Below are 24,622 nucleotides of genomic sequence, written 5' to 3'. Positions count from 1 at the left end.
GGAAAAGGGGCCGCGCATGCGGTTGCCGCGCCGGGGCGGCTCGGCTAAACCCTGCGCGCATTCGGCAATGCGCCCTTGCGGCTGCGCCGATTCCCTTTTCCTCACGACGACCATTCAGGACGACCATGCATCGCTACCGGACCCACACCTGCGGCGCGCTCCGCGAGAGCAACATCGGAGAGACGGTCCGGCTGTCCGGCTGGTGCCATCGCATCCGCGACCATGGCGGCGTGCTGTTCGTCGATCTGCGCGACCATTACGGCATCACCCAGTGCGTCGTCGACCCGGACTCGCCGGCGTTCAGCCTGGCCGAGAAGCTGCGCTCGGAGTGGGTCGTGCGCATGGAGGGCAAGGTGCGCCGCCGCCCGGCCGGCGCCGACAACAAGAGCACCGACAATGACGATCTGCCGACCGGCAAGATCGAGCTCTACGTTTCCGACATCGAGGTCCTCGGCCCCGCCGACGAGCTGCCGCTGCCGGTGTTCGGCGAGCAGGACTACCCCGAGGACATCCGGCTGAAATACCGTTTCCTCGATCTGCGCCGCGAGAAGCTGCACCAGAACATCATGACGCGCGGCGCGATCATCGATTCGATGCGCCGGCGCATGAAGGAGCAGGGCTTCTTCGAATTCCAGACCCCGATCCTGACCGCGTCCTCGCCCGAGGGCGCGCGCGACTTCCTGGTGCCGTCGCGCATCCATCCCGGCAAGTTCTACGCGCTGCCGCAGGCGCCGCAGCAGTACAAGCAGCTGCTGATGATGTCGGGCTTCGACCGCTACTTCCAGATCGCGCCGTGCTTCCGCGACGAGGACCCGCGCGCCGACCGCCTGCCCGGCGAGTTCTATCAGCTCGACGTCGAGATGAGCTTCGTCGAGCAGGAGGACGTGTTCGCGGCGATGGAGCCGGTGATCACCGGCGTGTTCGAGGATTTCGCCAAGGGGAAGCCGGTCACCAAGGGCTGGCCGCGCATCCCATTCGCGGAAGCGATCCGCAAATACGGCTCCGACAAGCCCGACCTGCGCAACCCGATCGAGATGGCCGACGTCTCCGAGCACTTCCGCGGCTCAGGCTTCAAGGTGTTCGCGCGCATGCTCGAGGACCCCAAGAACCAGGTGTGGGCGATTCCCGCATCGGGTGGCGGCAGCCGCGCGTTCTGCGACCGGATGAACTCGTGGGCGCAGGGCGAAGGCCAGCCAGGCCTCGGCTACATCATGTGGCGCGAGGGCGGCGAGGGCGCGGGTCCCTTGGCGAACAACATCGGTCCGGAGCGCACCGCTGCGATCCGCAGCCAGATCGGCACCAAGGAAGGCGACGCCGCCTTCTTCGTCGCCGGCGATCCCGACAAGTTCTGGAAGTTCGCAGGCCTCGCCCGCAACAAGGTCTCCGACGAGCTGAACCTCGCCGACAAGGATCAGTTCAAGCTGGCCTGGATCGTCGACTTCCCGATGTACGAGTACAACGAGGACGACAAGAAGGTCGACTTCTCGCACAATCCGTTCTCGATGCCGCAGGGCGGCCTGGAGGCGCTGCAGACCCAGGATCCGCTGACGATCAAGGCGTTCCAGTACGACATCACCTGCAACGGCTACGAGATCGCCTCCGGCGGCATCCGCAACCACAAGCCGGCGGCGATGGTGAAGGCGTTCGAGATCGCAGGTTACGGCGAGCAGGAGGTGGTCGACCGCTTCGGCGGCATGTACCGCGCCTTCCAGTACGGCGCCCCGCCGCATGGCGGCATGGCCGCCGGCGTCGACCGCATCGTGATGCTGCTGTGTGGCACTACGAACCTGCGCGAGATCTCGCTGTTCCCAATGAACCAGCAGGCCATGGACCTGCTGATGGGTGCCCCGTCCGAGGCTTCGACCAAGCAGCTTCGCGAGCTGCACATCAGGACCAATCTGCCGAACAAGTAGTTCGGCAGGGCTCGATGTAGGGTGGGCAAAGCGGCCGCCGTCAAGCGGCGGCGTGCCCACCATCCATCGGCGCATCCGCCGCGAGATGGAGGGCACGGCGCTCCAGCAGATTGCCGTGAGGAGAGAGCAGGGCAGCGCCTTTGCCCACCCGACGGCAGTGTTCTCCCTTATGCCACCGAACGGCCCGGCGGCATCCGCGTCAGGACGTCGTCGCGGCGGACGGCGTGATGAAACAGTGCGGCGGCGACGTGCAGGGCCACCACGACCCACGCGATCCATTTGCCGACAAAATGGTGGATCGCGTCGACCGGCGGCTCGAACGCCTCTCAGGCGATCCCCGAGCGCGTCTCGATCCAGCTGAACAGCGCAATCCGTCTCGGCTCGTCGTTATCGGCCCCGAGCTGCGGCATGTCGTCGCCGGTTAGGACGTCACGCCGGTGCAAGATGACCCAGCCTTGAAGGCGTCGCTCCGTATTTGATGTTCTCGCGTTAATGCTGGTTAACACTGCGAACAACTTCGTCCGGGCCTTCGATTGCGTCGAGGCGGCTCCGGATGCGCTCTCGCGCATCGCGCCGAGCTCTTCGAACGGCCACAGGATCGGGCCGTCGTGCCCCGCGGCAAAGTGTTGATTCTGAGAACTAATCGATGGCGCCGGCTGTTAGTTCGGCGCGTTGCGAGACCCAACGCAGAACGCGATCGAGCAGTGCGGCTCGCTATGAGTTCCAGGCGACAGCGATCAGTCGAATGGCGGTTGCGGTGTTATGCAACCTGTCCTTAATAGAAGCCTGTCTGACTCATGTAGTGAACATAGCCAACCAATCACAAGAAGACGGATAGTTCAAAATGACCGTTCGCTGGTGTGCGCTCCTTCTCGGAACCTGCTTCTTCGTCCCTGCCGCCTCTGCTGTCCCCATTTCCCCCGATGTCGTTCGTGATCTCGCCGCCCGCGTCGGTCCGGTCGTCGGTCAGGCCGCGACGTGTCGCGAGATCGCCCAGGGACGCGTCCAGACCATCATCGATCAATTCAGCGAAGTGATCCGCCAGGGCTCTTCGAACGGCGGCGAGCGCGATGGGCTCATCCGCACCTTCAACAGCTACATCGCCGAGGGCCGCGGGCGGGTCGCGTCCTCGCAGGTGAACTGTCAGACCGCAGAGCGCCAATTGGCAGAGCTGGAGCGGTCGCTCAGCCAGCAGCAGTCGGCGGCTCCCTCGCTGTCCTTCGCGCTGGCTCCCTCGACCGCGGCCGCGTCGACGCAGCCCACGGCCAACCTGCCGCCTCCGCTTCCGCACGGCGTCAGCGATACTGAGATCCGGTTCGGCACCGTCATCCCGTTCTCTGGAGTCCGCAAGGAGTCCGCGCGCCAGATGAAGCTCGGCATCGAGACCGCGTTCGCACGCGCCAACGATGCCGGCGGCATCAACGGCCGCAAGCTGCGGCTGATCGCTGCCGACGATGGCTATGATCCGACGCGGACGCTCGGCGCCATGACGCAATTGTACGAGAAGGACCAGGTGTTCGGCTATATCGGCAACATGGGCACTGCGAACAACGCGGTGGCGATTCCCTACGCGCTGGAGCGCCGCGCGCTGTTCTTCGCGCCCTATAGCGGCTCCGCCGTCGTCCGCCGCGATCCGCCCGACCGCTACGTCTTCAACTATCGTGCGAGCTACGCCGAAGAGACCGCGGCGATCGTGCGCTACCTGATGAAGGTCAAGCGCATCCCGGCGAAGCAGATCGCCGTGTTCGCGCAGAACGACGCCTATGGCGACGACGGTGCCAACGGTGTCGCCAAGGCGTTCCGCGCGAACGGCATCAACGATCCGATCATCCGCTACGGCTTTCCGCGCGGCACGCTGGACGTCGACGAGGCCGTCGGCAAGCTGAAGGCGCAGACCAAGCCGCCGATCAAGGCCGTGATCATGATCGCGACCGACCGCGCGGCGGCGAAATTCATCGAGAAGACCCACGAGGCGGTTCCAGGGCTGATCTACGCCAACATCTCGGCGGTCGGATCGTCGTCGCTCGCGGCCGAGCTGAAGCTGCTCGGCGCGAAATACACCAACGGCGTCATCGTCACGCAGGGCGTTCCCTCGGTCGCAGGCTATTCGAGCCTGGTGCTCGACTACAAGACCGCGCTGGAGAAGTACTTCCCGGGCGAAGCGCCGGACTACACCTCGCTCGAGGGCTTCATCTCGGCGAGCATCCTGATCCAGGCGCTGAAGCAGACCACGCCGCTCGAGACCGAGCGGCTGGTCGATACGCTGGAGTCGATGCAGAGCATCGACCTCGGGCTCGGCAGCAAGCTCTCCTTCGGACGCGCCGAGCACCAGGCCTCGCACAAGATCTGGGGCACCGCGCTCGACGAGACCGGCACCTACCAGGCGATCGAGCTGGAATGAGGCGCGGAGGGGGGCGCGGCAAGACGGCCATCGCCGGGCCTTGCCGCGTCGCCCACGCTTCCCGCTGACTTCCGGTGCCGCTGCGATGAGTTCGGGCGGACGAGGCTGCGGCCTGCCGTCCTGAGCTCATGGTGAGGCGGAACAGTTGGCCGGATTTCGGGTTTGGATTGCATGCGCAACAACTGTGGGCGACTGCAATGTCCGTGCGAACACAGATTTCGGCGATGATCTTCATGATGGTTCAGGCTGTGCTGTTCGGCGCGGGAGTCCTGACCATTCTCCTCACGCCGCTGAGCGATCACGCGATGATCGCGATGCCGGTCATGATCGCATCGAGCGTGGCGCTGGCCGCCATTCTCTCCTGGCAGATCGCACCGCGGCTGCGTGCGAGATACTGGCGGCGGCGTGGAACCACCCACGACCTGATCTCGGGTTGACGCGGGACGCCGGGCTCCGGACGGCAGGTGCAACGCTGCTTTCGGACTGGTGTGCCTGGCCTTCGCCGCGGCCACGGCAACAAAGAACGGCTGCGGAATACTCAAACCGGCGTCGTTCGCCCACGATTTCACTCCGCCGCATAGGGCGACACAGCGGCGCCGCGACGGTCGTTGCGGCGCAATATCGAAAGCCGGCAGTTCGTTAGAACCAACCCTGAGCCGCACGGTTAGAGAGCATTCTCATGGAGGATGAACCATGCGCGTTTCAGCAGCAGCGACCGTTCTGTTCCTGTCCTCTTGTTTCGTGTCCGCCGCAGCTCTGGCTGAGCAGGCCGACACCACGCCTCGAACGGGCCAGTCCCAAGCCGTTCCTGTGCAGCCCGAACGCACGCCCCAGCAGGCGGACCAGGCCCGGGAGCGCGAGCGGCAGAGCGCCGAAGATACCAAGGTGAACCGCGATTGGACCACGCAACAGCGCGACGACGATCGGATGGGCATGGATCGCATGCGCCAGCACCGCATGGGCCGCATGATGGACCAGGACATGGACCATCGCACCACGGGAAGGAGTTCGCGCATGCAGCGCGACGACGACATGGATCGCCGTTCAAGCAGCTTCGACGAGGACCGGCCGTATCGCCGTATCAAGATCTGCTACGAGTACGAAAATGGCGACGAGTTCTGTCGCTACCGTGACTAGGTGAGGGCGGTTGCGACAGCATCGGCTGATGAGGCACCGACCGCACCGCTGCCCGCGGGCTCGCTTCCTGACAGCGAACGAGCTGCTGGTTTGCGTCAGCTTGCGCGGCGTGCAAACAGCAGCGCGCCGCCGAGGCCGCACATGACGGCGCCCGACGCCTGCCGCATCCGCGTCACGAGGCTCGGGCGCGTGACGAGACCGTGCCGTGCTCTGGCGGCCCAGAACGTCACGACCAGGTCGACGCTGGTGTTGAATGCGACCGAGATCAGCCCGAACACGATGGACTGCGCGGCGACGTGGCCCGTGGGATCGACGAACTGCGGAATGAAGGCGAGGAAGAACGCCGCCGTCTTCGGGTTGAGCGCCTCGACGACGATGCCCTCGCGGAAAGCGGGCCGGCTGCCGGTCGTCGTCACCTCGGCCGGCCCTGCGACCCGCGCTTCCCGCCATGTCTTGATGCCCAGCCAGATCAGGTAGAACGCGCCCGCGATCTTCAACACCGCGAACGCCTCAGCGCTCGCCATCACCAGCGCCGACAGCCCGACGGCGCCGGCGGTCACGTGCACGAGCCCTCCGAGCCCAAGCCCGACGCTGGACGCCAGCCCCTCGCTCCGCCCGCCGGCCAGCGTCCGCGCCACGATATAGAAGATGCCGGGGCCGGGCGTCAGCGCGACGATGAGTGCGGCGGAGAGGAACAGGAGGAAGGTGGGGAGGTCGGGCATGACGTTCGTATTATCACCGCAGGCGGCCCTTTTCAGCAGAAGGCTGATGCGATTGATCATCCTTCGGTGCGAGTGGCGCGCGTAGCCGGCTCACCAGGCCGCGGTCGAGCGCCAAACACAACTGTCGTCCCGGCGAACGCCGGGACCCATAGTGCGTGATTTGTCGAGGAACGTGACTGATAGTTGCCGATCGTGCCGATGCCAGCCCGACGGGCAATCTCCGCATCTCACTCATGCGCAAACTGCCCGTCGTGTTAGTTTGTCGCAATCATTCCGCTTGCACCGTCGGGCAAATCACCTCCACATTTCCGGCCATCCCGCCTCGATGAAGAGGGACGGTTCGCGGTCGTCACGAGACGTGAGGCGGGGAGGCGGTGGCTGCATCGTGTTCGCAACGTGCTGATAGCGCGCGTCGACGAACGGCACGGTGCAGACGGTCAAGTCGCGTGGTCCTGACACCCCGATGCTGGTGTCAAGTTCGCGGAAGATGCCTTCCGGCATCGCGCGGATGACGGGGGCAAACAAGCCGGTCCCCGAGGAGAGTGCGAAGCAGCCGAAAAGCCCACCGCGCAGGGAATGCCGGTTGATCGGCAGCACCTGTGGTACCTGCCGCCTGCATTTTTTTCGCAGGCGGGCCATGGGTTGCGGCCAGCACCCGGCATTCCCTGCGCCCTCTTCGTCGAAGGAGGGCCGAACGACCGGACAACTCGGGCGCTCGCGCCGCGGGATCGGGGACGCGCGTGGCTCGCGAGTTGACTTGAATGAGGGATGCGAAGAACGCGGACGTTCATCGGACAAAGGCCGTCCTCGCCATCGTACCGATGTCAGCCCCGTGCACAAATCCCATCGTTGTCATTCCGGGCTCGCGCTGCGCGCGCCCCGGAATGCGTAATGACGGAGGAGAGAGGCGGGGACTCACTCTCCCCTCACCTCGCGGCTCAAGTCACGGTGCGGTCTGGGCCTCGATCTTGAACTGCGCCAGCGCGCTCGGCGGGTCGATGGCGATGAGCTGGGCGAGCTGCAGGGCTGGGACCTTGGCGCGCGGCGAGAGCTTCAGCGTGAAGGTCTGGCGCGGGGTCTGGACGAAACGGCTTATGGCCTCGACGGCGCTGGCGACATCGATGTTGTCGGCGGCGACCTGGGCGCCGATCGCCTTGATGCTGTCGACCAGCGCCTTGCGCGCGGCATCGCGCGTGATCGCATGGCCGCGCGCGTAGTTGGCGACGAGCACGTCCACCGCGCCGAGATCGCGCAGGGTCAATTCCAGCCCGCTGGCCTCGATCTGCTCCGCTGCCGTCGTGGCCTGCTGCAGGTCGATGGTGAACACGTCGCGCGGCACCTGCGACAGCGAGACATTGGCCGAGGCTGCGATGAGGTTGCTGACCTCGAGCTTGAAGGGCTGGAGCGCGAACGCACCCGAGCTCTCGGTCCAGCCGAGGCCGAGATCGGCGTCGAACGCGGCGGTGTCGATGCCGGCGACGAGGAGCGGCAGCAGCGCCGGATTGGACGCATCCAGAGGTCCGGCCATCTTGGCCACGAGGTGCGCCTTGGTCGGGATGGGGCCGACGAACTGGCCCCAGTCGAGGCTGAAATTGTCGATCTGCACCGGCTTGGTGCTCGCCTTGTAGGAGGTCGTCAGCCCCTTCAGCTCGATGCCGCCGATCAGCTTGAACAGCGCCAGGGCTTCGGCCGCACCGGGCTTGGCGCCGGGCACGGCGAATTTGGCGGTCTGGCGCAGCATACCGCCCATGTCGAAGCGCTTGACCGCGAAGCGGCCGAGCTTGACCGGTCCGTTCGGGGTCCGTCCGTCGAAGCCCTCGAACGCGACGTCGCCCTTGCCGTCGTCGAGGTCGAACCGCGTCAGCGCGACCTTGACCGGGCCGTCGGGAGTCTCGACCGCCAGACCTCGGACCTCGACGTTCTTGAACAGGACGCCGTCATAGATGCTGGCCACCTTGTCGATGAGGTCGGGCGTCATGGCGCTCGTTCGCGGCGAGGTCGGCGTCAGGGCAGCGACCAGCGCGGGCAGCTGGATGCGCGACGGCCGCACGCCGAACTCGTCCATCGTCAGGGCGTCGATGTGCATGCGCATGCCGAGATCGGACGTGATCTCGTAGAGGCCCATCCCGGCGGAGCCGCTCAGGCGGATGGCACGATCGTCCTTGGCGGACTCGGTCGCGAACAGGGCGACGATGGCGTTGACGTCGATGTCCTTGGTCACGATGTCGAGCATGCGGCCGCGCACCGTCTCGACCTTGCCGTTCGGCGGCTGCGCCGCCGTGCTGAAGGTGACTTCCTGGATCTTGTAGTTGTCGATGCGGCCGCCCTTGATGCCGTCCACCACCAGCCCGGAATAGCCGAATTCGGTCGGCCCGACCGCGGCGCCGCCTTCCATCGTGCCGGTGACCCGCGGCACCGTGGCCGAGGTGGCGCTGACGGTGGCGAGCTGTTGGGCGAGGGCGCGGGTGGTCTCGAGCGCACCCGCCCCGGCCGGGATCGCCGCGAACCGCGCCGGGCCGGCGTAATCCTTCACCACCAGTTGCGGCAGCTTGTAGCTCAGGCGCAGCGGCGAGGGGCCGGGGATCTGGCCGGCCATGGCGATGTCGCCGATCTCGATGCTGGCGGCCGTGACATGCTCGGAATCAGGCTGGCTCAGGCCGGTCGCGGTGACGGTGCCAAGCGTGACGCTGGCCGGCGGCTGGGTCGCCGATTCCAGCTTGACGTCGGCGATTGTCAATTTGCGGCTCCACAGGTCGAAGGTGACCTTGCCATGGGTTGCCGTGGCGCCACTCTGCCGGATCTGGGCAAAGCTCGCCTCGACCTCGCGCTCGGCGCGGCTCTGGGCGTACCAGGGCACGCCGACAAGGCCAGCGACGGCCAGCGCGACAGCCGTGAAGATTCCGATCAGGATACGGGTCATTTGATGTGCTCCGCCCAAGGCTTAGGCAGCAAGTGGTGATGGTCTCAATGAAATCGATGGAGTAGGGATGTGCTTCTGCGAATTGGGGAATCGCTGGCCCGGGATGCCGGCGAGCATGGTTTCGGATGTTGCATGAAAGCCGCCCAGCGTGCATCACATGCGCTTCCACCGGCCGGAAAAACCGACGTCTGACCGAGACTCAAGAGACCAAAAATCCGGGTCGGAAACGCTGGAGCACGTATGTCGTCGTCCTATTCTGAAGATCTTCGTTCCGCAGCCCTGGCCTATCACCGCCTGCCGCGGCCCGGCAAGCTGGAGATCCAGGCCTCCAAGCCGCTCGCCAATCAGCGCGACCTGGCGCTGGCCTATTCGCCGGGCGTCGCCGCTGCTTGCACCGAGATCGCCAACAACCCGGCCGAGGCGGCATCGCTGACCGCGCGGGCCAACCTGGTGGCCGTCGTCTCCAACGGGACCGCTGTGCTCGGCCTCGGCAATATTGGCCCCCTGGCCTCCAAGCCGGTGATGGAGGGCAAGGCGGTCCTGTTCAAGAAATTCGCCGGCATCGACGTATTCGACATCGAGATCGCGGCCGATACCATCGACCGGGTGGTCGAGACGGTCGCGGCGCTGGAGCCGACCTTCGGCGGCATCAACCTCGAGGACATCAAGGGACCGGAGTGCTTCGAGATCGAGGCGCGGCTCAAGGAGCGGATGAAGATCCCGGTCTTCCATGACGACCAGCACGGCACCGCGATCATCGTCGGCGCCGCGATCAAGAACGCGCTGTCGCTGTCCGGCAAGCAGCTCTCCGAGGTCAAGATCGTGACGTCGGGCGCAGGCGCCGCCGCGATCGCCTGCCTCAATCTGCTGGTGTCGATGGGCGCGCAGCGCAAGAACATCTGGGTCTGCGACATCGACGGCGTCGTCCATGAGGGCCGCAACACGCTGATGGATCCGTGGAAGGCGGTCTATGCGCAGAAGACCGACAAGCGGACCCTGGCCGATGTCATCGGCGGCGCCGACATCTTCCTCGGGCTGTCCGCTGGCGGCGTGCTGAAGCCGGAACTGTTGAAGCAGATGGCCGAGAAGCCGCTGATCATGGCGCTCGCCAATCCAAATCCGGAGATCATGCCGGAGGAGGCGCGCGCCGCACGGCCCGACGCGATGATCTGTACCGGGCGTTCGGACTTCCCGAACCAAGTCAACAACGTGCTGTGCTTCCCGTTCATCTTCCGCGGCGCGCTCGACGTCGGCGCCACCGCGATCAACGAGGCGATGAAGCAGGCCGCGGTCGATGCGATCGCGCAGCTCGCCCAGGATCCGCCCTCGGATGCGGTGAGCCGCGGCTTCGATAGCGGCGAGACGCAGGGCTTCGGCCCGGGGTCGCTGATCCCGTCGCCGTTCGATCCGCGCCTGATCCTGCGCATCGCGCCCGCGGTGGCGAAGGCGGCGATGGAGTCCGGCGTAGCGATGCGGCCGATCACCAATTTCGACGAGTATACCGCGCTGTTGGAGCGTTTCGCGTTCCGCTCCGGCCTGGTGATGAAGCCCGTGTTCGCCAAGGCAAAGACGCAGCCGGTCCGCGTGATCTATGCCGAGGGCGAGGACGAGCGCGTGCTGCGCGCGACCCAGGTGGTGCTGGAGGAGAAGCTGGCGCGGCCGATCCTGGTCGGTCGCCCCAGCGTGGTCGAGGCCCGCATCAAGCGCTTCGGTCTGTCGATCAAGGCCGGGCGTGATTTCGACCTCGTCAATCCGGAGGACGATCCGCGCTACCGCTCCTATGTTCAGAGCTATATCGAGATTGCGGGACGGCGTGGTGTGACGCCGGATGCAGCGCGCACGGTGGTGCGGACCAACGCCACGGTGATCGCGGCGCTTGCCGTCGTCAGGGGCGAGGCGGACGCGATGATCTGCGGCGTCGAGGGCCGCTACATGAGCCATCTGCGTCATGTCCGCGAGATCATCGGCTTCATGCCGGGGGTCAGCGACTACGCGGCGCTGGCGCTCACCATCACCAGCAAGGGCGCCTATTTCATCGGCGACACCCAGGTGCGGCCGGATCCGACCGCCGAGGAGCTCGCCGAGATGGCCTCGCTGGCGGCCAACCACGTCACGCGCTTCAACATCAAGCCGAAGATCGCGTTCGTGTCGCACTCCGATTTCGGCGGCTACGACACGGAGTCGTCGCGCAAGATGCGGCAGGCGACGGCGCTGTTGAAGCAGCATCGTCCCGACCTCGAGGCCGACGGCGAGATGCAGGGTGACACCGCGCTGTCGGCGACCGCGCGCAAGGCGATCCTGCCGCATTCCAATCTCGAGGGCTCGGCCAACGTGCTGATCATGCCGAATCTCGATGCCGCCAACGTCGCCTATCAGATGATCAAGGTGCTGGCGGATGCGGTCCCGGTGGGGCCGATCCTGATCGGCCCTGCCAGGCCGGCGCATATCCTCACGCCATCGGTGACGGCGCGCGGCATTCTCAACATGACGGCGGTGGCCGCCGTCGAGGCCCAGGAGCGGGCGGGGAGGGCGCAGCCGACGCTGTTCGCGTAAAGCGGTTGGCGTGATCGAAGTGTGGCGGAATTCGTCCGGTTTCGGTCGTATTCCGCCCGCCTTTATTGTTGAAAAGCGTTCGCGACGTCACATATCCGGCCCTGTAGGCCGGCGACACATCGTTTGAAGTTGATCCGTGAGGGCGAGAATGCCGGGTTTCATTACGTTCGGGCGCGTTCTGTTCGCCGTGATCTTCATCTACACGGGCGCGACCAAGCTGTTCGGCATTGCCGCCACCGCCGATCTGATCGCCGCCAAGGTCACGATTCCCACGATGCTCGCGCCCTATGCGGCACAGCTCGAGGCCGCCGCCAAGATGCCGATGCCGCAGATCCTGGCGATCGCGGCCGGCGCGTTCGAGGTGCTCGCCGGTGTGATGATCGCGCTCAACTTTCTCGGGCGTTTCTTCGCGGCTCTGATGATCCTGTTCGTCGGCGCGACCATCTTCTACTTCCATGACTTCTGGAACCAGACCCCGCCCGACAACGCCAAGACCCTGATCGACGCGCTGAAGAACCTGTCGATCATCGGCGCGCTGTTCATGATCTTCGGCTACGGCAAGGGCCCGAAGGCACCGGAGCAGAGCGCCTACGGAGATATCTAGGAGGGAGCCTTAAGCGGATCGCTTCCAGGCGGTCACGCTGACGTCGTCGGCGGGATCGAGCATCAGCTGATTGGACGGCGTGTAGCCGTGGGCCGTCAGCACCTGCTGCGGCGATCGGTCGGGACCGACGCCTGGAAAGCACGGCGCGCCGCCGGGCAGGGAGACGTGGGGCGCCAGCGACAGGAAGAAGCTGTCGTAGCTGTCCATGAACATCTCGAACACGACCGGACCGCCGATCACGGCCACCGTGCCAGAGCTGACGCCCGCGGCTTCACAGGCGGCTTCGAAGGAGGCGCCCGCCGGATTCCAAAGGGTAGAGAGCGGCTTCTCCGGATCCGGCGCCAGCCCCGCGACCTTGCGGGTCACGACGATGCGCCGGCGCTTCGGCGAGTTCGGCTGGTCCTCATAGGAGTTGCGGCCATGGACGATCAGATCGGCGCCATCGAGGGCCTGGGAAAAGAATGCGGCGTCGCCGGGGAATTTCAGGGCGGGCGGCATCGCATTGTGCGCGTCGGCCAACATCCCGTCGGCCGACACGATCACGTAACCTTCGATACGAAGCTTGGTCACTGACGAAAGGAATCCTGTCTCATTCGGACACTGTCGTCACAACGCTCGAGACCGGCCTTTGGCTCACCGTCGGCAGCTTCGCGACCTTGGCGAGCTGCTCGTCATATTGCGGCAGCGACTGCACCGGCGCCTTGGCGCGCATCGCGACCACCTTGTAGCCGCCGGCCTTCAGGCGGCGCAGCATCTCGGGCAGGGCCTCGGCGGTATGCTTGTGGAAGTCGTGCATCAGGATGATGCCCTTGCCGAGCTTGTCGAGCTTCTTGAAGGTGACGTCGAGCACCGCCTGCGCATTGCGCGCCTTGAAGTCGAACGAGTCGAGATCGCAGGAGAAGATTCCGATGTTGCGGGTGCCGAGATAGGTCACCATCTCCGGCGGGTGCTGCAGGGCCGGGAAGCGGAAGAACGGCGCCGGCGAGTTGCCGCCGAGCGCCCACTTCACGGCGCTGATGCCGAGCTCGATCTCTTCCTTGCGCTGATCCTCGGTCAGCTTCTTGTTGGTCAGCGCCGCATGCGACCAGGTGTGCGTGCCGACCGTATGGCCGGCATTGTAGACTTGCTTCAGGATCTCCGGATAATAGGTCGCATGCTTGCCGATGATGAAGAAGATGCCGGTGGTGCACTGGTCGGCAAGCGCCTTGAGCACGCTGGGCGTGTTCTCCGGCCACGGGCCGTCGTCGAAGGTCAGCACGACCTCGTGATCCTTCAGGAAGTCAAGGTCCTTGAAGTGCTCGAAGCCGAAGCCTGGACCGCCGGTCGTGTCGATTTCGACGGTGCGGCCGACGCCGAGCGCCTCGGGGTTCATGCAGGGCGCGCGCGGCGGCTGGGTCTGCACCGCAGCGGCCGGAGCGGGTACGGGTGCGGCAGCAGCCGGGGTCGGTGCCGCCGCCGTGCGCTGCGCCTGCGACCACGCCACGCCAGACGTCAACAGCGAAGCCGCCAAAGAGCTCGCGAACACCAATCCTGCTGCAATCCGCATCGTGTTTCCTCGGGGTTGTTGCAACGGGAGCGCCAGTGCCGAGAGTCGCTCCGTCATCCGGCCGGGATATTAGCCCAGCAGCCGGAGTGGCGCCAAAAGGAAACGAGGCAAAAACACGGGGGAAGTTGCCGGCTTCCGCCGCATTCCTGCCGAGTGTTGCTCAGCCGTTCGCCAGCAGCCGGGCGACCGCGGTCTTGACCCGCGTCTCCGTCGGCTCGACCGAGGAGGCGAACACGTCGGCGATGTAGCCGTCACGGCCGATCAGATATTTGTGAAAGTTCCAGCGCGGCGTCTCTTTGGGCCGCGCCTCGGCGGCCCAGCGGTAGAACGGGTGGGCGTTGGAACCGGTGACCACCGCCTTGGCGGTCATCGGGAAGGTCACGCCATAGTCCTTGTTGGCCAGCTCGGCGATGTCGCCGGCGATTCCGGGCTCCTGGTTGAAGTCGTTGGACGGCACGGCAATGATCGTCAGCCCGCGCTCATGGAACTCGCTCCACAGCTTCTGGAGGCCGGTGTATTGCGGGGTGTAGCCGCACTGCGAGGCCGTGTTGACGACCAGCACCGGCTTGCCGGCGAAATCGGCGAGCCGAATCGGCTCACCGGCCAGCGCCGGGAAGGAGAAGCGGTAGGCGGTCATCTTGGTCACCGCATTGTCGGCATGAGCCGCCTGCGACGTGAGCGCCGCGCCCGACAACGAGGCGCCGATGCCGAGAACAACCATCCTGCGATTGATCATGTGAATCTCCCTGAGCAGAGCCAGCCCCGTCAGCATGAATGTGCCCGCGCTCGACCTGCCGATGCGTGAACGGCTTCGGCGTTGCGCTGGATCAGACTGCGTTGCGGCACGGGATACCCTTGCCGTAGGGCGGAAAGAGGGACGGCGTCGGTCTTCAGCGCAGCGAAAGGATGAAGTCCGTGCCCTCGCCGGTTTCGCCCTGGTTGATGCCTTGATCGGAGACGATCAGCGAACTTCCGGTTGACAGGGCTTCGCCGAGCCACGCCATCACGTCGGCGGGAATGGTGATGCGATCGAGCGCCTCGGCTGCGCTGCTCAGCTGAACGACCTGTTTCAGCTCGGCATCGGCGCCCGCGGACTTCTTGCCGCGCCGGACCGCCTTGGCGGCGCCATCGGTCGCCGCGGTGCTTCGCGCCGAGGAGGGCAGCGAGACGACCGACCAGCGCATCGTCGCCGGATCGGCCTTGTCAGCCGTCGCGGTGAACACGTGGGTGCCGAGCGGCTTGTCGCCCGGTGCGATGGTGACCGGGGTGTTGAACACCGGAGCGAAGTTCTGCCGCACGTACAGCTTCGAATCCTTGCGGCTGATGAAGATCGCGATCTGGCTGTTGCGCTTCAATTCGGGCTTGGGCGCAATCGGCTTGTCCGGCGCGGCAACACGCGACTGATCCTTGGCGAGATCGTTGGGATCGACCGCCTTCGCCGGTGCCTCTGCCGCCGGTGTGGACGGCGACGCAGGCTGGTCCGCGATCGGGGCGTCGGCAGGCTTGGACTCTACCGACTTGGACTCAGGCGGCTTGGACTCGGCAGGCTTGAGTTCGGTCGAACCGGTGGCTTCGGCATTCGATGCCTCAGCCGGCTTCTCGACAGCCGGAGCGGCCACCTGCGCAGCATTCGTTGGCTCGCTCGCCGGAGCGACGTCGCCGGGGGCAGACTTGGCCTCTGCGTCGGCGGTCGCAGGCTCAATCTTGGTCTCGGCGACACTGGGCTTCAGATCGGCAGTATTGCTTTGAACCTCCACCGGTGGCGAGCGCGATGGTTCGACGCTTGGGGAAGCATCCGAGACCATCGGTGGGAGTCCGTTGGCGTTGGCGGCGTCGGCGGTCTGCACCTGGCGCGACGCGGCGGGCGATCCTTCGCCGGAGCGCGGGCTCTCGGCATGACCGATCGTGGCGCGCAGATCCGTCGTCGCGACTGTGATCGCGGTGGTGACGGCCGCGCCCTTGTCCGACTTGATCGCCGCCGGCGCAGTCGCATCGGGTTGCACCGATGCGCTCGGCTGCGGCGCCTTCAGTGCAGCGAGCATCGGATGCGAGAAACTCGCAGGAGCCACCTCGTTCGGCGTGACCAGGACCCGGGATCCCATCCGCGTCCAGCCATAGAATCGGGTTGCAAAGCTTGGCGGCATGCGGATGCAGCCATGCGAGGCCGGGTAGCCGGGCAGTACGCCCGCATGGAGCGCGACGCCCGACCAGGTGATGCGCTGCATGAACGGCATCGGGGCGCCGCTATAGATGTTGGAGCGATGGAATTTCTGCTTCTGAATGACGCTGAACACGCCCATCGGGGTGGAATGTCCCTTCATGCCGGTCGAGACCGGCGCTTCCGCGAACAGACCGTTTGCGTCGTAGACCTTGAGCTGCTGCTTGTTGATCGACACCGCGATCGTGACCGGCCCTTGCGGCTTGGCAGCCTCCTTCTCGGTCTTCAGCTTGTCGAGGTGGCGCGCCTTGGCCTTGCGCGGCGCGGCCGGGCGTAAGGTCGGAGCAATGGCGACGGGCTGAGAGTCGTTCCAGTAGTAATAAGACGCTGCGTCAGCCTGTGAAGTCGCTGCGAGGGCAAGCGGAACTGAAACGATTGCTGCACAATAGAACCGCCCCCTGGCGGCCGCACGAACGCAGAGCATTCCGGCAAATCCTCAAGAACCATCTGGTCTTTAGTGTCGCAGACGGAGTCTGCGTTCACCAGCTTGGGGCTTCTGCCCTGCGTGATTTCGTTCCAATCGTAGCAGAAAAGCCTCACATCCCGTTAAACGGGTAGTGGAAGGTCACGGGCTGGAGCGCCTTCCTTGCAGGCATTTGTGTCCCTACATGGGCGGTATGCCGAGCATCGGCGGTATAACGGAGACCGACATGTCGTTCAGAGCCACCAAACGGTTTGATCTGTGGCTGAAAACCCTCGCTTACCTACTGCTTATCGGATTGTCCTCGCCTGTCATCTCAGCATACGCCGCAGACGAGCCGGATCTGATCTTCCGTCGGTCGACCGTGTTCAAATTGCTCAGCCCGAATGACAAGCTCGCGACCTATGGCGTTGATGATCCAGAGGTCGAGGGCGTCGCCTGCCACTTCACGGTGCCGCAGAAGGGCGGATATGCCGGCTGGCTGGGCCTGGCCGAGGAGGTCTCCGACATCTCGCTCGCATGCCGGCAGATCGGCCCGATCAGGTTCAAGCGCAAGCTCGAACAGGCCGACGACATGTTCCGGCAGCGGCGGTCGCTGTTCTTCAAGAAGATGCAGATCGTTCGCGGCTGCGACGCCAAGCGCAACGTGCTGGTCTACATGGTCTACTCGGACAGGCTGATCGAGGGCTCGCCGAAGAACTCGACCTCCTCCGTCCCGATCATGCCTTGGGGCAAAGCCGATGACGGCGCAGTCCAGAAGTGCGGCGATTTCATTCAATAAGGGATGTGCCAAGAGACGATCGGCTGCCGAAAGCCTCGCTGGGCAATTTGTGCTTGGCGGGATCGTGGCAGCCGATCAGCCGCACCAAGCTCTGTGGGGCCGAGGCAGCGTAGCTCTCGGTCCGCTGCTGCGCCATCGGCGTAGCCAGGGAGCTGCGGCGAGATACCTTCGGCTTGGGTGTGTGCAAGCGCTTGTCCATGGTGACCCTGAGGGAGCAACGTCGTCTCCCAACGCGCCGCGCTGCTGGGTTGCCGTGGTGAGCTGGGAGGTTCGCCCTGCCGGCCACGATTAACGCAAGGTCGTTAAGAAGCTCTCCGTCGGCAGATTGACGGTTGCCTTGGATGGCGCTGGCGCGGTCAAAGCGGGTGGCGCTTTAGGTCACTCTCGTTTTGATTGTATTCTGTGTCGTCGGGTGGTCGCGATGAAACGAAGCGGAGGGGCCATGAAACCATTTTGTGCCCGTGCCGCAGACCGCTTGAAACGTGAAGCGGGTATGAAAGCATCAGCGACATGAGAATCGTGTCGTCCCGGCCCGCGTGGATGACATGACAAAAAACAAGAACCAGCGGTCCACCATGTGTTTTCGACTGGATGCTGCGGCGCTTGCCGCGCTGTCGTGCCTCTTCTGGTCCTCCGTCGAGGCGCGGACGACGACCCGATTGCCAGATCTGCGCGGCGAGTTCGTACGGCTGTGTGCGCCTCATATGCTCGACCGGTGGACGCATCCCGAAGCTGTCTGCTCCTGCCTGCATGATCATGCGGCCGCGATGGTGGAGGATGCCGACTTGCGTGAGGCGCTGCTGCGCGGGATCAGTGAGACCGGCGTGCCGACCATAGAGACCGATTGGGTGCCCGCACCGAAGCGAGCGGAGATCGGTCCCACGTTCACCAAGATCGCGAAACCCGCGCTGCAGTGCATGTTCGATCCGGCCAACTGATCAGCCGCCGGGCCTGATGTCGATCAGCATCGATCGTCCGGCGGTGCTCGTTGTCAGTCCAGGCCGTATTGCGACATCAGGGACTGCACGTCCGGCCGGCGCATGATGCGTGAGATCCGGGTACTGATGGCATCCTCGTCGCTGTGTCTTGACGATTTTGCAGCAGGCTTGGGTGCAGGACGGGCCGCTGCCGCGCCGGCACGGGTTGGCTGATGCCGTACAGGAGCAGGCTTTTCGGCGGACGACGAAGCGGCCGGTTGCGTCCCCGTGGCCTGTGTGGCCGCCGCGGCCGGGAGGCCGGACCGGGGCCGCGCGGCAACAGCAGCGATCGCGGGGACCAGCACCGGTGAAGCTGCGGCCGTGACGGGCGGAGTCGGGGCTGGTGCCATCGGGCGTGCTTCGGTGGTGACCGCCGCGGGGGATGTCGCGAGCACTGGATTCGACGTCTTGGCAGCTTCAGCAACGGGCGCGGCGGCCGTGAGCGAGTTGGTACGCGTCTGCGATGAAGCTGCCTCAGGCGCCGGGACGGGCGCAGCCAGTGAGGTGAGCGCCGGGGCTGGCGGCGAGATCGCCGCCGGCGGCTCGATGACCGGAAGCGGGGCGGCGATGGCGGCATTGCCTGCGGAGGCGGCCTCGCTGGTGATCTTTTCGCTGCGGTCCAACTCGGGCTTCCTGATATCGCTGGGGACATTGAGGGCCTGGGTTTGCGCGTGAGCCAGCATCTGCCGCGCGGTCATTGGTGTCTCCGCCGAAGCCGAGATCGGCAGCAGGACGGCGGTCGCGAAGGCCAGCTGCAGGGTCCTCGTTGACGATGTGAACTTGATCATGACCGGCTCCTTGCGATGTGCGATCTGCACTGGGTTCGTTCAGGCCGCTGCGCTGGCGGTCGCCCGGTCGTGGGCGATGACGACACGCTGGCCGCGCATCTTGGCGATCACCTCGTCGCGCGGGCCGAATGCCAGCGTCTTGCCGAAGGCCATCACCATGATGCGGTCAACATGCGCCAACAGCTGCGGACGGTGAGTGACGACGATCACGGTGCGACCGGCGGTCTTCGCCTGGGCCAGGGCGTGCGCCAGCGCCCGCTCGCCGTCCTCGTCGAGGTTCGAGTTCGGCTCGTCGAGGATCAAGAGCCGCGGATTGCCGTAGAGCGCGCGGGCGAGGCCGACGCGCTGCCGCATGCCGCCGGACAATGCCACGCCGCCTTCGCCGATCGGCGTGTCGTAGCCGTTGGGCAGGCGCAGGATGACCTCATGCGCGCCGGCGGCCTTGGCGGCAGCGACAACGGCTGCTTCGTCGACCTTCGCAAGCCGGGCGATGTTGTCGGCGACGGTGCCTGAGAACAGCTCGATGTCCTGCGGCAGATAGCCGATATGCTTGCCCAGCCGGTTCTGATCCCACTGGCTGTAGGCGGCGCCGTCGATGCGGATCACACCTTCGCGCAGCGGCCAGACCCCGGCCATGGCGCGCGCCATGCTCGACTTGCCGCTGGCGGAGGCGCCGACGATCGCGAGACTCTCGCCGGCCTTGAGCGAAAAGCTGACGCCCTTGACCGAGGGACGGCCGGCCGCCGGCGGCCACACCACGGCGTTCTCGACGTCGATGTCGCCGCGCGGCGTCGGCAGCGCGGTCGGTGCAGCCGTGACCGGGAGCGCCTGGAACAGCTCCTCCAGCCGGCGATAGGCGGAGCGGAATGCGATGATGCGCTTCCACTGCCCGACGACCTGCTCGACCGGCGCCAGCGCGCGGCCCATGATGATCGACGTAGCCATCATCGCGCCGGGCGAGATCTGCTGCTCGATCGCGAGCCAGGCGCCGATGCACAGCAGCGAGGTCTGCACCGCCATGCGCGCGAACTTGGTCACGGAATGCATCGCCGCGCCCCGCTCGACGAGGGTGCTGTGGGCATCGACCATCGCCGACTGACGGCAACTCCAGCGGTCCATGACGATGTCGCCCATGCCGAGGCCGCGCACGACCTCGCCATTGCGCAGCGCCGCCGCGACGAAGCGCGAGGCCTCGTTGGCCAGCGCGTTGGTGCGCTCGACGCTGGCGCGGGTGTAGAATTCGGTGAGCAGCGCCAGCGAGAACAGCACCGTCGCGCCGAGCAAAGAGAGGATTCCGAGATAGGCGTGCTGCAGAAAGCACAGCGCGACGAACACCGGCGTCCACGGCAGATCGCAGGCGATGGCGGCGGTGCCGCTGGAGATGCAGTCGCGGATGGTCTCGGCGTCACGGATGATCTGCTGGCCGAAGCGATGCCGCGGCGACAGCTCCGCCTTCATCATCGTCTCGAACAGCGGGTGGCGCAGCGTGCCTTCGAACTGCACGCCGGCACGGGCCAGAACGCCGGAACGGGCGAATTCGAGGACGCCATACAGCACGAGGAAAACACCGACGATGAGCGTCAGCATGACCAGCGTGCCGAGATTGCGGCTGGTGAGCACGCGGTCATAGACCTGCATGGAGTAGAGTGGCGAGGCGAGCATGCTCGCATTGATGAAGAGGCTGAGCACGAAGGTCGCGGTGAGCGCGGGAAAGCACGCGCGGAGCGCGGTTCCCAGCGGGCTTCGGGTGGTGCTCGTCATGTCGGATCCCCTTGCGATGGTGCTGGGGAGCTTCGCCTGGGCGCCCGTCGTCGACCGTGACTGACCTCACATAGCTCGAGGCGGATCTGGCGGCGCTTGAGTTGGCCGGTTGCAGCCGCTACCGGATGGATCAGACGTGCTCAGATTTCGCACTTGCCTGAATCGCAGTGACCTCATGCCTGCCGTAACGTCCCAGAACATCCGGCTCCTGTCGGGCCTCGTCCTGTTTGCGTTCGCCGCGACGCATTTTCTCAACCATGCGGTGGGGCTGTTCAGCCTCGAGGCGATGGATGAGGTGCAGGAATGGCGACTGGTCGTCACCCGATCGTGGCCGGGAACGATCGTGCTGGCGGCGGCACTGCTCGCGCATGCCGTGCTTGCGTTCACCAAGACGGTTGAGCGCGGCACGTGGCGGCTGTCCTCGTGGGAGCTTGTTCAGATCGCCACCGGATTTGCGATCCCACTGTTGTTGCTGCCGCACGTCATCGAGACCCATATGGCTCATGCTCTGTTCGGCGTTCAGGACGGCTACCTCTATGCGCTGGCGCTGCTGTGGCCCAAGGCGGCGTGGATTCAGACCGCGCTGCTGCTGCTGGTCTGGATCCACGGCTGTGTCGGCCTGCATCATTGGCTGAAATTCCGTGGCTGGTATCGCGTGATGCAGCCGCTGCTGTTCGTCCTCGCCGTCGCGCTGCCGTTGGCGGCGCTGATGGGCTTCGTGGTGTCCGGACGCGCCGTCGCCGCGCTGCTCGGCAATCCCGGCATGGCCGAGCAGATGCGCGAGGTCACCCATTGGCCGAGCGAACTCGACGCCAAGTGGATTGCCCTGCTGCAGGTTTCGGCGCAGATCGCGGCCGTCGCGCTGCTCGTTGCAGGCGTGACGATCATCGTGTTCCGCCACGTCGCATCGCTCGCAGCGCCGAAGATTGCCGTTGCCGTCACGGGCGGCGCGACGGTGCAGGCCGCGGTCGGTCCGACGCTGCTGGAGATCGTCGGCAGTCATGGGCTGTCGCTCCAGGCCGAATGCGGCGGCCGCGCCCGCTGCGGTCTCTGCCGCGTCCGGGTCGATGAAGGAGCGGAGACGTTGGCGCCACCCGGCCACGCGGAGCGTGCCATGCTCGCCGAATTGGCGGCACCGGTGAATGTGCGCCTGGCCTGCCAGATCCGCCCTGGGGCGCCGCTGACGATCACGCGTCTCGTCGGCGGCCAACGAGAGGAGAGGGTGCCCGCCGTCGACGGCCTCCAGGCTGAGCGCCGCGCGGTGTGTCTGGTTCATGTTCGGGTCCGCGCGGTGGCGACCATCGCGCGCGACCGGTTGCCCTCCGACCTCGGCTTCATGATGAACGAGATCTTCGGCGCCATTGGCGGAGCCATCGAAGCCCGGTCCGGGCGCATCGATCGTTTCCTCGGCGACGGCGTGCTCGCCGTCTTCGGCGAGGAGCAGGGAGCAGAACAAGGCTGCCGCGATGCGCTGCAGGCGATCGGCGCCATGGACGTGGTTATGGACCGCGTCAACGAAAAGATCGCCGCGGAGATCGGTCGGCCCGTGGAGCTGGCGATTGGTGCTCACCTTGGCGACATCGTTGTCGGGCAACTGACCCTTGGACGCACCTCGCAGGTGGCTGTGCTCGGACTTGGGACGGAGTGGCCGGCGCTTCTGGCTGAATTGGCGGAGACCAGAGGCTGGCAGCTCGCAATGTCCGGGGGCGTGGCGACAGCTGCCGGCCTTGTTGATCTGGATGGAGCGATGCGTGAGAGGCTTGCCGATCCCGAACAGGGTCGCGAACTGGACGCCATCGGCGTGCGGCGTGCCCGCGACCTTGCAGTCGTTGCGGGCACGCCACCGGCGCGGTCGGCATAGGTGCTCTCGGCTCATTTCTCACGGAACGTCTTGGCGAGCGTGTTGAGCAGCGGGCCGACCAGATATTCGAGCACGGTGCGCTCTCCCGTGGAGATGATGACGTCGGCCTGCATGCCCGGCAGGATCTTCTCGGCGATCTCGGGCGGGATGGTCGAATAGTCGATCACCACGCGCGCCGAATAGTAGCTCTGTTTGCTCGCCTCGTCGGACATCGCGTCCGCCGAGACGCTCGAGACCTTGCCGAAGATCGTCGGCGTGGTGCGCGAGGAGAAATTGGAGAAGCGCACCTCGGCCCTCTGGCCGATCGCGACGCTCTCGATGTCGCGCGGCGAGACGTGCGCCATCACGTCGACGCCTTCGCCGACCGGGACGATCTCCGCGAGCGTATCGCCGGGCTTCACGACGGCGCCGACGGTGTGGACCTTCATGTTCATGACGATGCCGTCGCGCTCGGCGCGGATGTCGACCCGGCGCAGCACGTCCTCGGCGATGACCAGCTTCTCGCGCAGGTCCGACAGCTTGGCCCGGGTGCCGTCGAGCTGCTGGCCGACCTCGGTCAGATATTTCTGCAGCGTCTGATCGATCTGCAGGCGCGTCTGCGCGGCCGTCTGCGTCAGCCGCGCGACGTCGGCCTGCGCCTGACCGAGATCGCCTTCGACGCGGGCGCGCTCGCGTTCCAGCTCAAGGAACTTGTTGCGCGGATAATAGCCTGCGGCGACGGCCGGGCGCACATTGTTCATCTGCGTCTCGAAGCTCGCGAGCTGCGCGGAGAGCGCTGCGCGCTGGCGGTCGCGGCCGGCGAGCTCCTGCTGCTGCTGGGCGATCTGCGAGTTGAGGATGTTGATCTGGCTGATCAGGCCATTGCGACGCTCGACGAACAACCGCTGCTGGTCGGCGATGGCAAGCGCCGCCTCCGGCACGTTCTGGCGGTTGAGCAGCGCGTCGGGAAACGTGATCATCCGCGCATTGCCGCGCTCGGCGAGGAGGCGCGCCTCCTCGGCCAGCGCCGCGTCCATCTGCTTGCGCAGGAGGTCGGTGTTGGCCTGGGCCTCGGTCGGCTGCAGCCGAAACAGCAGGTCGCCGCGATGCACGGCGTGAGTTTCCTTGGCCAGAATCTCCCTGATGATTCCGCCCTCACGGTGCTGAACCACCTTGTGATCGCCGGAGACGGACACGGTGCCCGGTGCGATCGCCGCACGATCGAGCGGCGCATAGGCCGCCCACACGCCGAAGCCGCCGAACACCAGCGCAATCGACAGATAGCCGAGCAGGGCGTAGCGGCTGAAATCGGCCTTGACCGGCTGCGGCCGGTCGGCCGCTTCGAAGAAGCCGTGATCCTGCACCGCTGACATCGACATGCTGCGTCCCCGAGATTGTCCGTGGGGCAGGAGCATCGTCGATGCACAGATTCAGGACTGTGCGGAAGGTCACGTGCCGGAGGCCGGCTATGTATGACGGCCCAATCGAACGAGATCAGCTACTTCCTTTTCGGCCCGAACCGCGGCACGCATTTCGTGGTGCGGACAATGCCGGTTTCGGCCATCTTGGAGCCCAAGACCTCCTTCACCTGGCCGGCGGGGCAGGTGCCGTCATCGACCAGCACCCGCTGGCCGAGCCGGAGATCCGTGATGTCCTGCTCGCGCCCGACATATTGCGCCTGTGCGGGTGCGGCAACCAAGAGCAAGATACCGAGGACGCCGAGAGGGCAGGCTGCGACGTCCGCGAACGCGAAGATTTGAGAACGCATCACTTCCCTTCGATCTTCAGGCCTTTGGGCCCGAGATTGATCTGGACACCCTCGGGCTGCTTCTTGGCCTGATATAAATTGTAGCCGAGCACGATGATCGCCGCGCTGAGAATGCCGAGGAGGAAATAGAGGATATTGCGGTGGTCCGACATGCCAAAATCCAAAGTATGTTACCGTCGTTCGTATGCGCGAATGTACGAGCGGCCTTGCGATTCTGAAAGCAGCGGCGAATCCGGTGCAACTATGCATCAGATTGTGATTTGGTGCGGTCA

Annotated in this window: 23 protein-coding genes; 10 read left to right on the top strand and 13 right to left on the bottom strand. The window is 65.7% G+C overall.

Annotation, left to right across the window (positions count from 1 at the left end):
* The first annotated feature begins 125 nt into the window (after nucleotides 1-125).
* Complete coding sequence (aspS, locus tag ACQR1F_RS06140) at nucleotides 126-1,913, top strand: aspartate--tRNA ligase (protein WP_434883179.1); 1,788 nt, start codon at nucleotides 126-128, stop codon at nucleotides 1,911-1,913.
* Between the two features lie 167 nt (nucleotides 1,914-2,080).
* Here the strand turns inward: aspS and ACQR1F_RS06135 are convergent, their stop codons facing one another.
* Nucleotides 2,081-2,173: a hypothetical protein gene (locus ACQR1F_RS06135; RefSeq protein ID WP_316181021.1), complete on the bottom strand. Its 93-nt coding sequence runs from the start codon at nucleotides 2,171-2,173 to the stop codon at nucleotides 2,081-2,083.
* Between ACQR1F_RS06135 and ACQR1F_RS06130 the strand changes: the two genes are divergently transcribed.
* The 4 genes from ACQR1F_RS06130 (at nucleotide 2,141) to ACQR1F_RS06115 (ending at nucleotide 5,451) form a co-directional block, all read left to right on the top strand.
* Entirely contained in the window at nucleotides 2,141-2,338 is a 198-nt protein-coding gene (locus tag ACQR1F_RS06130; protein ID WP_434840041.1) for a hypothetical protein, read from the top strand. The genes ACQR1F_RS06135 and ACQR1F_RS06130 overlap by 33 nt on opposite strands.
* Before the next feature lie 419 nt (nucleotides 2,339-2,757).
* Entirely contained in the window at nucleotides 2,758-4,314 is a 1,557-nt protein-coding gene (locus tag ACQR1F_RS06125) for an ABC transporter substrate-binding protein (protein ID WP_434912676.1), read from the top strand.
* A 197-nt stretch (nucleotides 4,315-4,511) separates the two neighbouring features.
* Nucleotides 4,512-4,751 carry a hypothetical protein gene (locus ACQR1F_RS06120; RefSeq protein WP_315800256.1) on the top strand — a complete coding sequence of 80 codons (240 nt, stop codon included), beginning with the start codon at nucleotides 4,512-4,514 and terminating at the stop codon, nucleotides 4,749-4,751.
* Between the two features lie 256 nt (nucleotides 4,752-5,007).
* Nucleotides 5,008-5,451, top strand: coding sequence for a hypothetical protein (locus ACQR1F_RS06115; protein WP_315800255.1), 444 nt, complete (start codon nucleotides 5,008-5,010; stop codon nucleotides 5,449-5,451).
* Between the two features lie 95 nt (nucleotides 5,452-5,546).
* Here ACQR1F_RS06115 and ACQR1F_RS06110 read toward each other — a convergent pair whose 3' ends face one another.
* The 3 genes from ACQR1F_RS06110 to ACQR1F_RS06100 form a co-directional block, all read right to left on the bottom strand.
* A complete protein-coding gene (locus ACQR1F_RS06110; protein WP_434872688.1) occupies nucleotides 5,547-6,173 on the bottom strand; it encodes a LysE family translocator in 627 nt (208 codons plus the stop codon).
* Between the two features lie 294 nt (nucleotides 6,174-6,467).
* Nucleotides 6,468-6,812 (bottom strand): hypothetical protein, encoded by a 345-nt coding sequence (locus ACQR1F_RS06105; protein WP_434912675.1) that lies wholly within the window; start codon nucleotides 6,810-6,812, stop codon nucleotides 6,468-6,470.
* A 304-nt stretch (nucleotides 6,813-7,116) separates the two neighbouring features.
* Complete coding sequence (locus tag ACQR1F_RS06100) at nucleotides 7,117-9,093, bottom strand: hypothetical protein (protein WP_434912674.1); 1,977 nt, start codon at nucleotides 9,091-9,093, stop codon at nucleotides 7,117-7,119.
* A gap of 240 nt (nucleotides 9,094-9,333) precedes the next feature.
* Here ACQR1F_RS06100 and ACQR1F_RS06095 point away from each other — a divergent pair, with 240 nt between their 5' ends.
* A complete protein-coding gene (locus ACQR1F_RS06095) occupies nucleotides 9,334-11,646 on the top strand; it encodes an NADP-dependent malic enzyme (RefSeq protein ID WP_434880873.1) in 2,313 nt (770 codons plus the stop codon).
* A 148-nt stretch (nucleotides 11,647-11,794) separates the two neighbouring features.
* Entirely contained in the window at nucleotides 11,795-12,250 is a 456-nt protein-coding gene (locus tag ACQR1F_RS06090; RefSeq protein ID WP_315800251.1) for a DoxX family protein, read from the top strand.
* Nucleotides 12,251-12,259: 9 nt separating this feature from the next.
* On the opposite strand, the gene ACQR1F_RS06085 is transcribed toward ACQR1F_RS06090, so the two are convergent.
* From ACQR1F_RS06085 to ACQR1F_RS06070, 4 genes are all read right to left on the bottom strand, one after another.
* Complete coding sequence (locus tag ACQR1F_RS06085; protein WP_316180866.1) at nucleotides 12,260-12,820, bottom strand: dihydrofolate reductase family protein; 561 nt, start codon at nucleotides 12,818-12,820, stop codon at nucleotides 12,260-12,262.
* A gap of 19 nt (nucleotides 12,821-12,839) precedes the next feature.
* Nucleotides 12,840-13,796, bottom strand: coding sequence for a polysaccharide deacetylase family protein (locus ACQR1F_RS06080; protein WP_315800249.1), 957 nt, complete (start codon nucleotides 13,794-13,796; stop codon nucleotides 12,840-12,842).
* A gap of 160 nt (nucleotides 13,797-13,956) precedes the next feature.
* Nucleotides 13,957-14,532, bottom strand: a complete 576-nt coding sequence (locus tag ACQR1F_RS06075) for a glutathione peroxidase (RefSeq protein WP_316180865.1) — start codon at nucleotides 14,530-14,532, stop codon at nucleotides 13,957-13,959.
* A gap of 154 nt (nucleotides 14,533-14,686) precedes the next feature.
* Complete coding sequence (locus ACQR1F_RS06070) at nucleotides 14,687-16,438, bottom strand: L,D-transpeptidase family protein (protein WP_434912673.1); 1,752 nt, start codon at nucleotides 16,436-16,438, stop codon at nucleotides 14,687-14,689.
* A gap of 226 nt (nucleotides 16,439-16,664) precedes the next feature.
* Here ACQR1F_RS06070 and ACQR1F_RS06065 point away from each other — a divergent pair, with 226 nt between their 5' ends.
* Nucleotides 16,665-17,216: a CreA family protein gene (locus tag ACQR1F_RS06065; protein ID WP_434840027.1), complete on the top strand. Its 552-nt coding sequence runs from the start codon at nucleotides 16,665-16,667 to the stop codon at nucleotides 17,214-17,216.
* 575 nt (nucleotides 17,217-17,791) lie between these two features.
* Nucleotides 17,792-18,154, top strand: coding sequence for a hypothetical protein (locus tag ACQR1F_RS06060; RefSeq protein ID WP_316181020.1), 363 nt, complete (start codon nucleotides 17,792-17,794; stop codon nucleotides 18,152-18,154).
* Between the two features lie 53 nt (nucleotides 18,155-18,207).
* Here the strand turns inward: ACQR1F_RS06060 and ACQR1F_RS06055 are convergent, their stop codons facing one another.
* A complete protein-coding gene (locus ACQR1F_RS06055; RefSeq protein ID WP_434840028.1) occupies nucleotides 18,208-18,981 on the bottom strand; it encodes a hypothetical protein in 774 nt (257 codons plus the stop codon).
* A gap of 39 nt (nucleotides 18,982-19,020) precedes the next feature.
* Nucleotides 19,021-20,742: a type I secretion system permease/ATPase gene (locus ACQR1F_RS06050; RefSeq protein ID WP_434840029.1), complete on the bottom strand. Its 1,722-nt coding sequence runs from the start codon at nucleotides 20,740-20,742 to the stop codon at nucleotides 19,021-19,023.
* A 136-nt stretch (nucleotides 20,743-20,878) separates the two neighbouring features.
* Between ACQR1F_RS06050 and ACQR1F_RS06045 the strand changes: the two genes are divergently transcribed.
* Nucleotides 20,879-22,603, top strand: a complete 1,725-nt coding sequence (locus ACQR1F_RS06045; RefSeq protein ID WP_434840030.1) for an adenylate/guanylate cyclase domain-containing protein — start codon at nucleotides 20,879-20,881, stop codon at nucleotides 22,601-22,603.
* A gap of 11 nt (nucleotides 22,604-22,614) precedes the next feature.
* On the opposite strand, the gene ACQR1F_RS06040 is transcribed toward ACQR1F_RS06045, so the two are convergent.
* From ACQR1F_RS06040 to ACQR1F_RS06030, 3 genes are all read right to left on the bottom strand, one after another.
* Nucleotides 22,615-23,961 (bottom strand): HlyD family type I secretion periplasmic adaptor subunit, encoded by a 1,347-nt coding sequence (locus tag ACQR1F_RS06040; protein ID WP_434840031.1) that lies wholly within the window; start codon nucleotides 23,959-23,961, stop codon nucleotides 22,615-22,617.
* Nucleotides 23,962-24,080: 119 nt separating this feature from the next.
* On the bottom strand, nucleotides 24,081-24,350 hold the full coding sequence (locus ACQR1F_RS06035; protein WP_315800240.1) for a DUF6719 family protein: 270 nt from the start codon (nucleotides 24,348-24,350) through the stop codon (nucleotides 24,081-24,083).
* Complete coding sequence (locus tag ACQR1F_RS06030) at nucleotides 24,350-24,502, bottom strand: hypothetical protein (protein ID WP_315800239.1); 153 nt, start codon at nucleotides 24,500-24,502, stop codon at nucleotides 24,350-24,352. The genes ACQR1F_RS06035 and ACQR1F_RS06030 overlap by 1 nt, the downstream gene beginning before the upstream one ends.
* Between the last annotated feature and the right edge of the window lie 120 nt (nucleotides 24,503-24,622).

The sequence above is a fragment of the Bradyrhizobium sp. HKCCYLS3013 genome, assembly GCF_051167615.1.
Taxonomy (GTDB): domain Bacteria; phylum Pseudomonadota; class Alphaproteobacteria; order Rhizobiales; family Xanthobacteraceae; genus Bradyrhizobium.
The sequence above is the reverse complement of the archived record's forward strand: the minus strand, read 5'-3'. Positions and strand labels throughout refer to the sequence as shown.

Bases quoted from the DNA above. Each gene is read 5' to 3' on its own strand.
- aspS (WP_434883179.1), top strand. From the start codon at position 126: ATGCATCGCTACCGGACCCACACCTGCGGCGCGCTCCGCGAGAGCAAC.
- ACQR1F_RS06130 (WP_434840041.1), top strand. From the start codon at position 2,141: ATGAAACAGTGCGGCGGCGACGTGCAGGGCCACCACGACCCACGCGAT.
- ACQR1F_RS06125 (WP_434912676.1), top strand. From the start codon at position 2,758: ATGACCGTTCGCTGGTGTGCGCTCCTTCTCGGAACCTGCTTCTTCGTC.
- ACQR1F_RS06120 (WP_315800256.1), top strand. From the start codon at position 4,512: ATGTCCGTGCGAACACAGATTTCGGCGATGATCTTCATGATGGTTCAG.
- ACQR1F_RS06115 (WP_315800255.1), top strand. From the start codon at position 5,008: ATGCGCGTTTCAGCAGCAGCGACCGTTCTGTTCCTGTCCTCTTGTTTC.
- ACQR1F_RS06110 (WP_434872688.1), bottom strand. From the start codon at position 6,173: ATGCCCGACCTCCCCACCTTCCTCCTGTTCCTCTCCGCCGCACTCATC.
- ACQR1F_RS06105 (WP_434912675.1), bottom strand. From the start codon at position 6,812: ATGGCCCGCCTGCGAAAAAAATGCAGGCGGCAGGTACCACAGGTGCTG.
- ACQR1F_RS06100 (WP_434912674.1), bottom strand. From the start codon at position 9,093: ATGACCCGTATCCTGATCGGAATCTTCACGGCTGTCGCGCTGGCCGTC.
- ACQR1F_RS06095 (WP_434880873.1), top strand. From the start codon at position 9,334: ATGTCGTCGTCCTATTCTGAAGATCTTCGTTCCGCAGCCCTGGCCTAT.
- ACQR1F_RS06090 (WP_315800251.1), top strand. From the start codon at position 11,795: ATGCCGGGTTTCATTACGTTCGGGCGCGTTCTGTTCGCCGTGATCTTC.
- ACQR1F_RS06080 (WP_315800249.1), bottom strand. From the start codon at position 13,796: ATGCGGATTGCAGCAGGATTGGTGTTCGCGAGCTCTTTGGCGGCTTCG.
- ACQR1F_RS06075 (WP_316180865.1), bottom strand. From the start codon at position 14,532: ATGATCAATCGCAGGATGGTTGTTCTCGGCATCGGCGCCTCGTTGTCG.
- ACQR1F_RS06070 (WP_434912673.1), bottom strand. From the start codon at position 16,438: ATGCTCTGCGTTCGTGCGGCCGCCAGGGGGCGGTTCTATTGTGCAGCA.
- ACQR1F_RS06065 (WP_434840027.1), top strand. From the start codon at position 16,665: ATGTCGTTCAGAGCCACCAAACGGTTTGATCTGTGGCTGAAAACCCTC.
- ACQR1F_RS06060 (WP_316181020.1), top strand. From the start codon at position 17,792: ATGTGTTTTCGACTGGATGCTGCGGCGCTTGCCGCGCTGTCGTGCCTC.
- ACQR1F_RS06055 (WP_434840028.1), bottom strand. From the start codon at position 18,981: ATGATCAAGTTCACATCGTCAACGAGGACCCTGCAGCTGGCCTTCGCG.
- ACQR1F_RS06050 (WP_434840029.1), bottom strand. From the start codon at position 20,742: ATGACGAGCACCACCCGAAGCCCGCTGGGAACCGCGCTCCGCGCGTGC.
- ACQR1F_RS06040 (WP_434840031.1), bottom strand. From the start codon at position 23,961: ATGTCGATGTCAGCGGTGCAGGATCACGGCTTCTTCGAAGCGGCCGAC.
- ACQR1F_RS06035 (WP_315800240.1), bottom strand. From the start codon at position 24,350: ATGCGTTCTCAAATCTTCGCGTTCGCGGACGTCGCAGCCTGCCCTCTC.
- ACQR1F_RS06030 (WP_315800239.1), bottom strand. From the start codon at position 24,502: ATGTCGGACCACCGCAATATCCTCTATTTCCTCCTCGGCATTCTCAGC.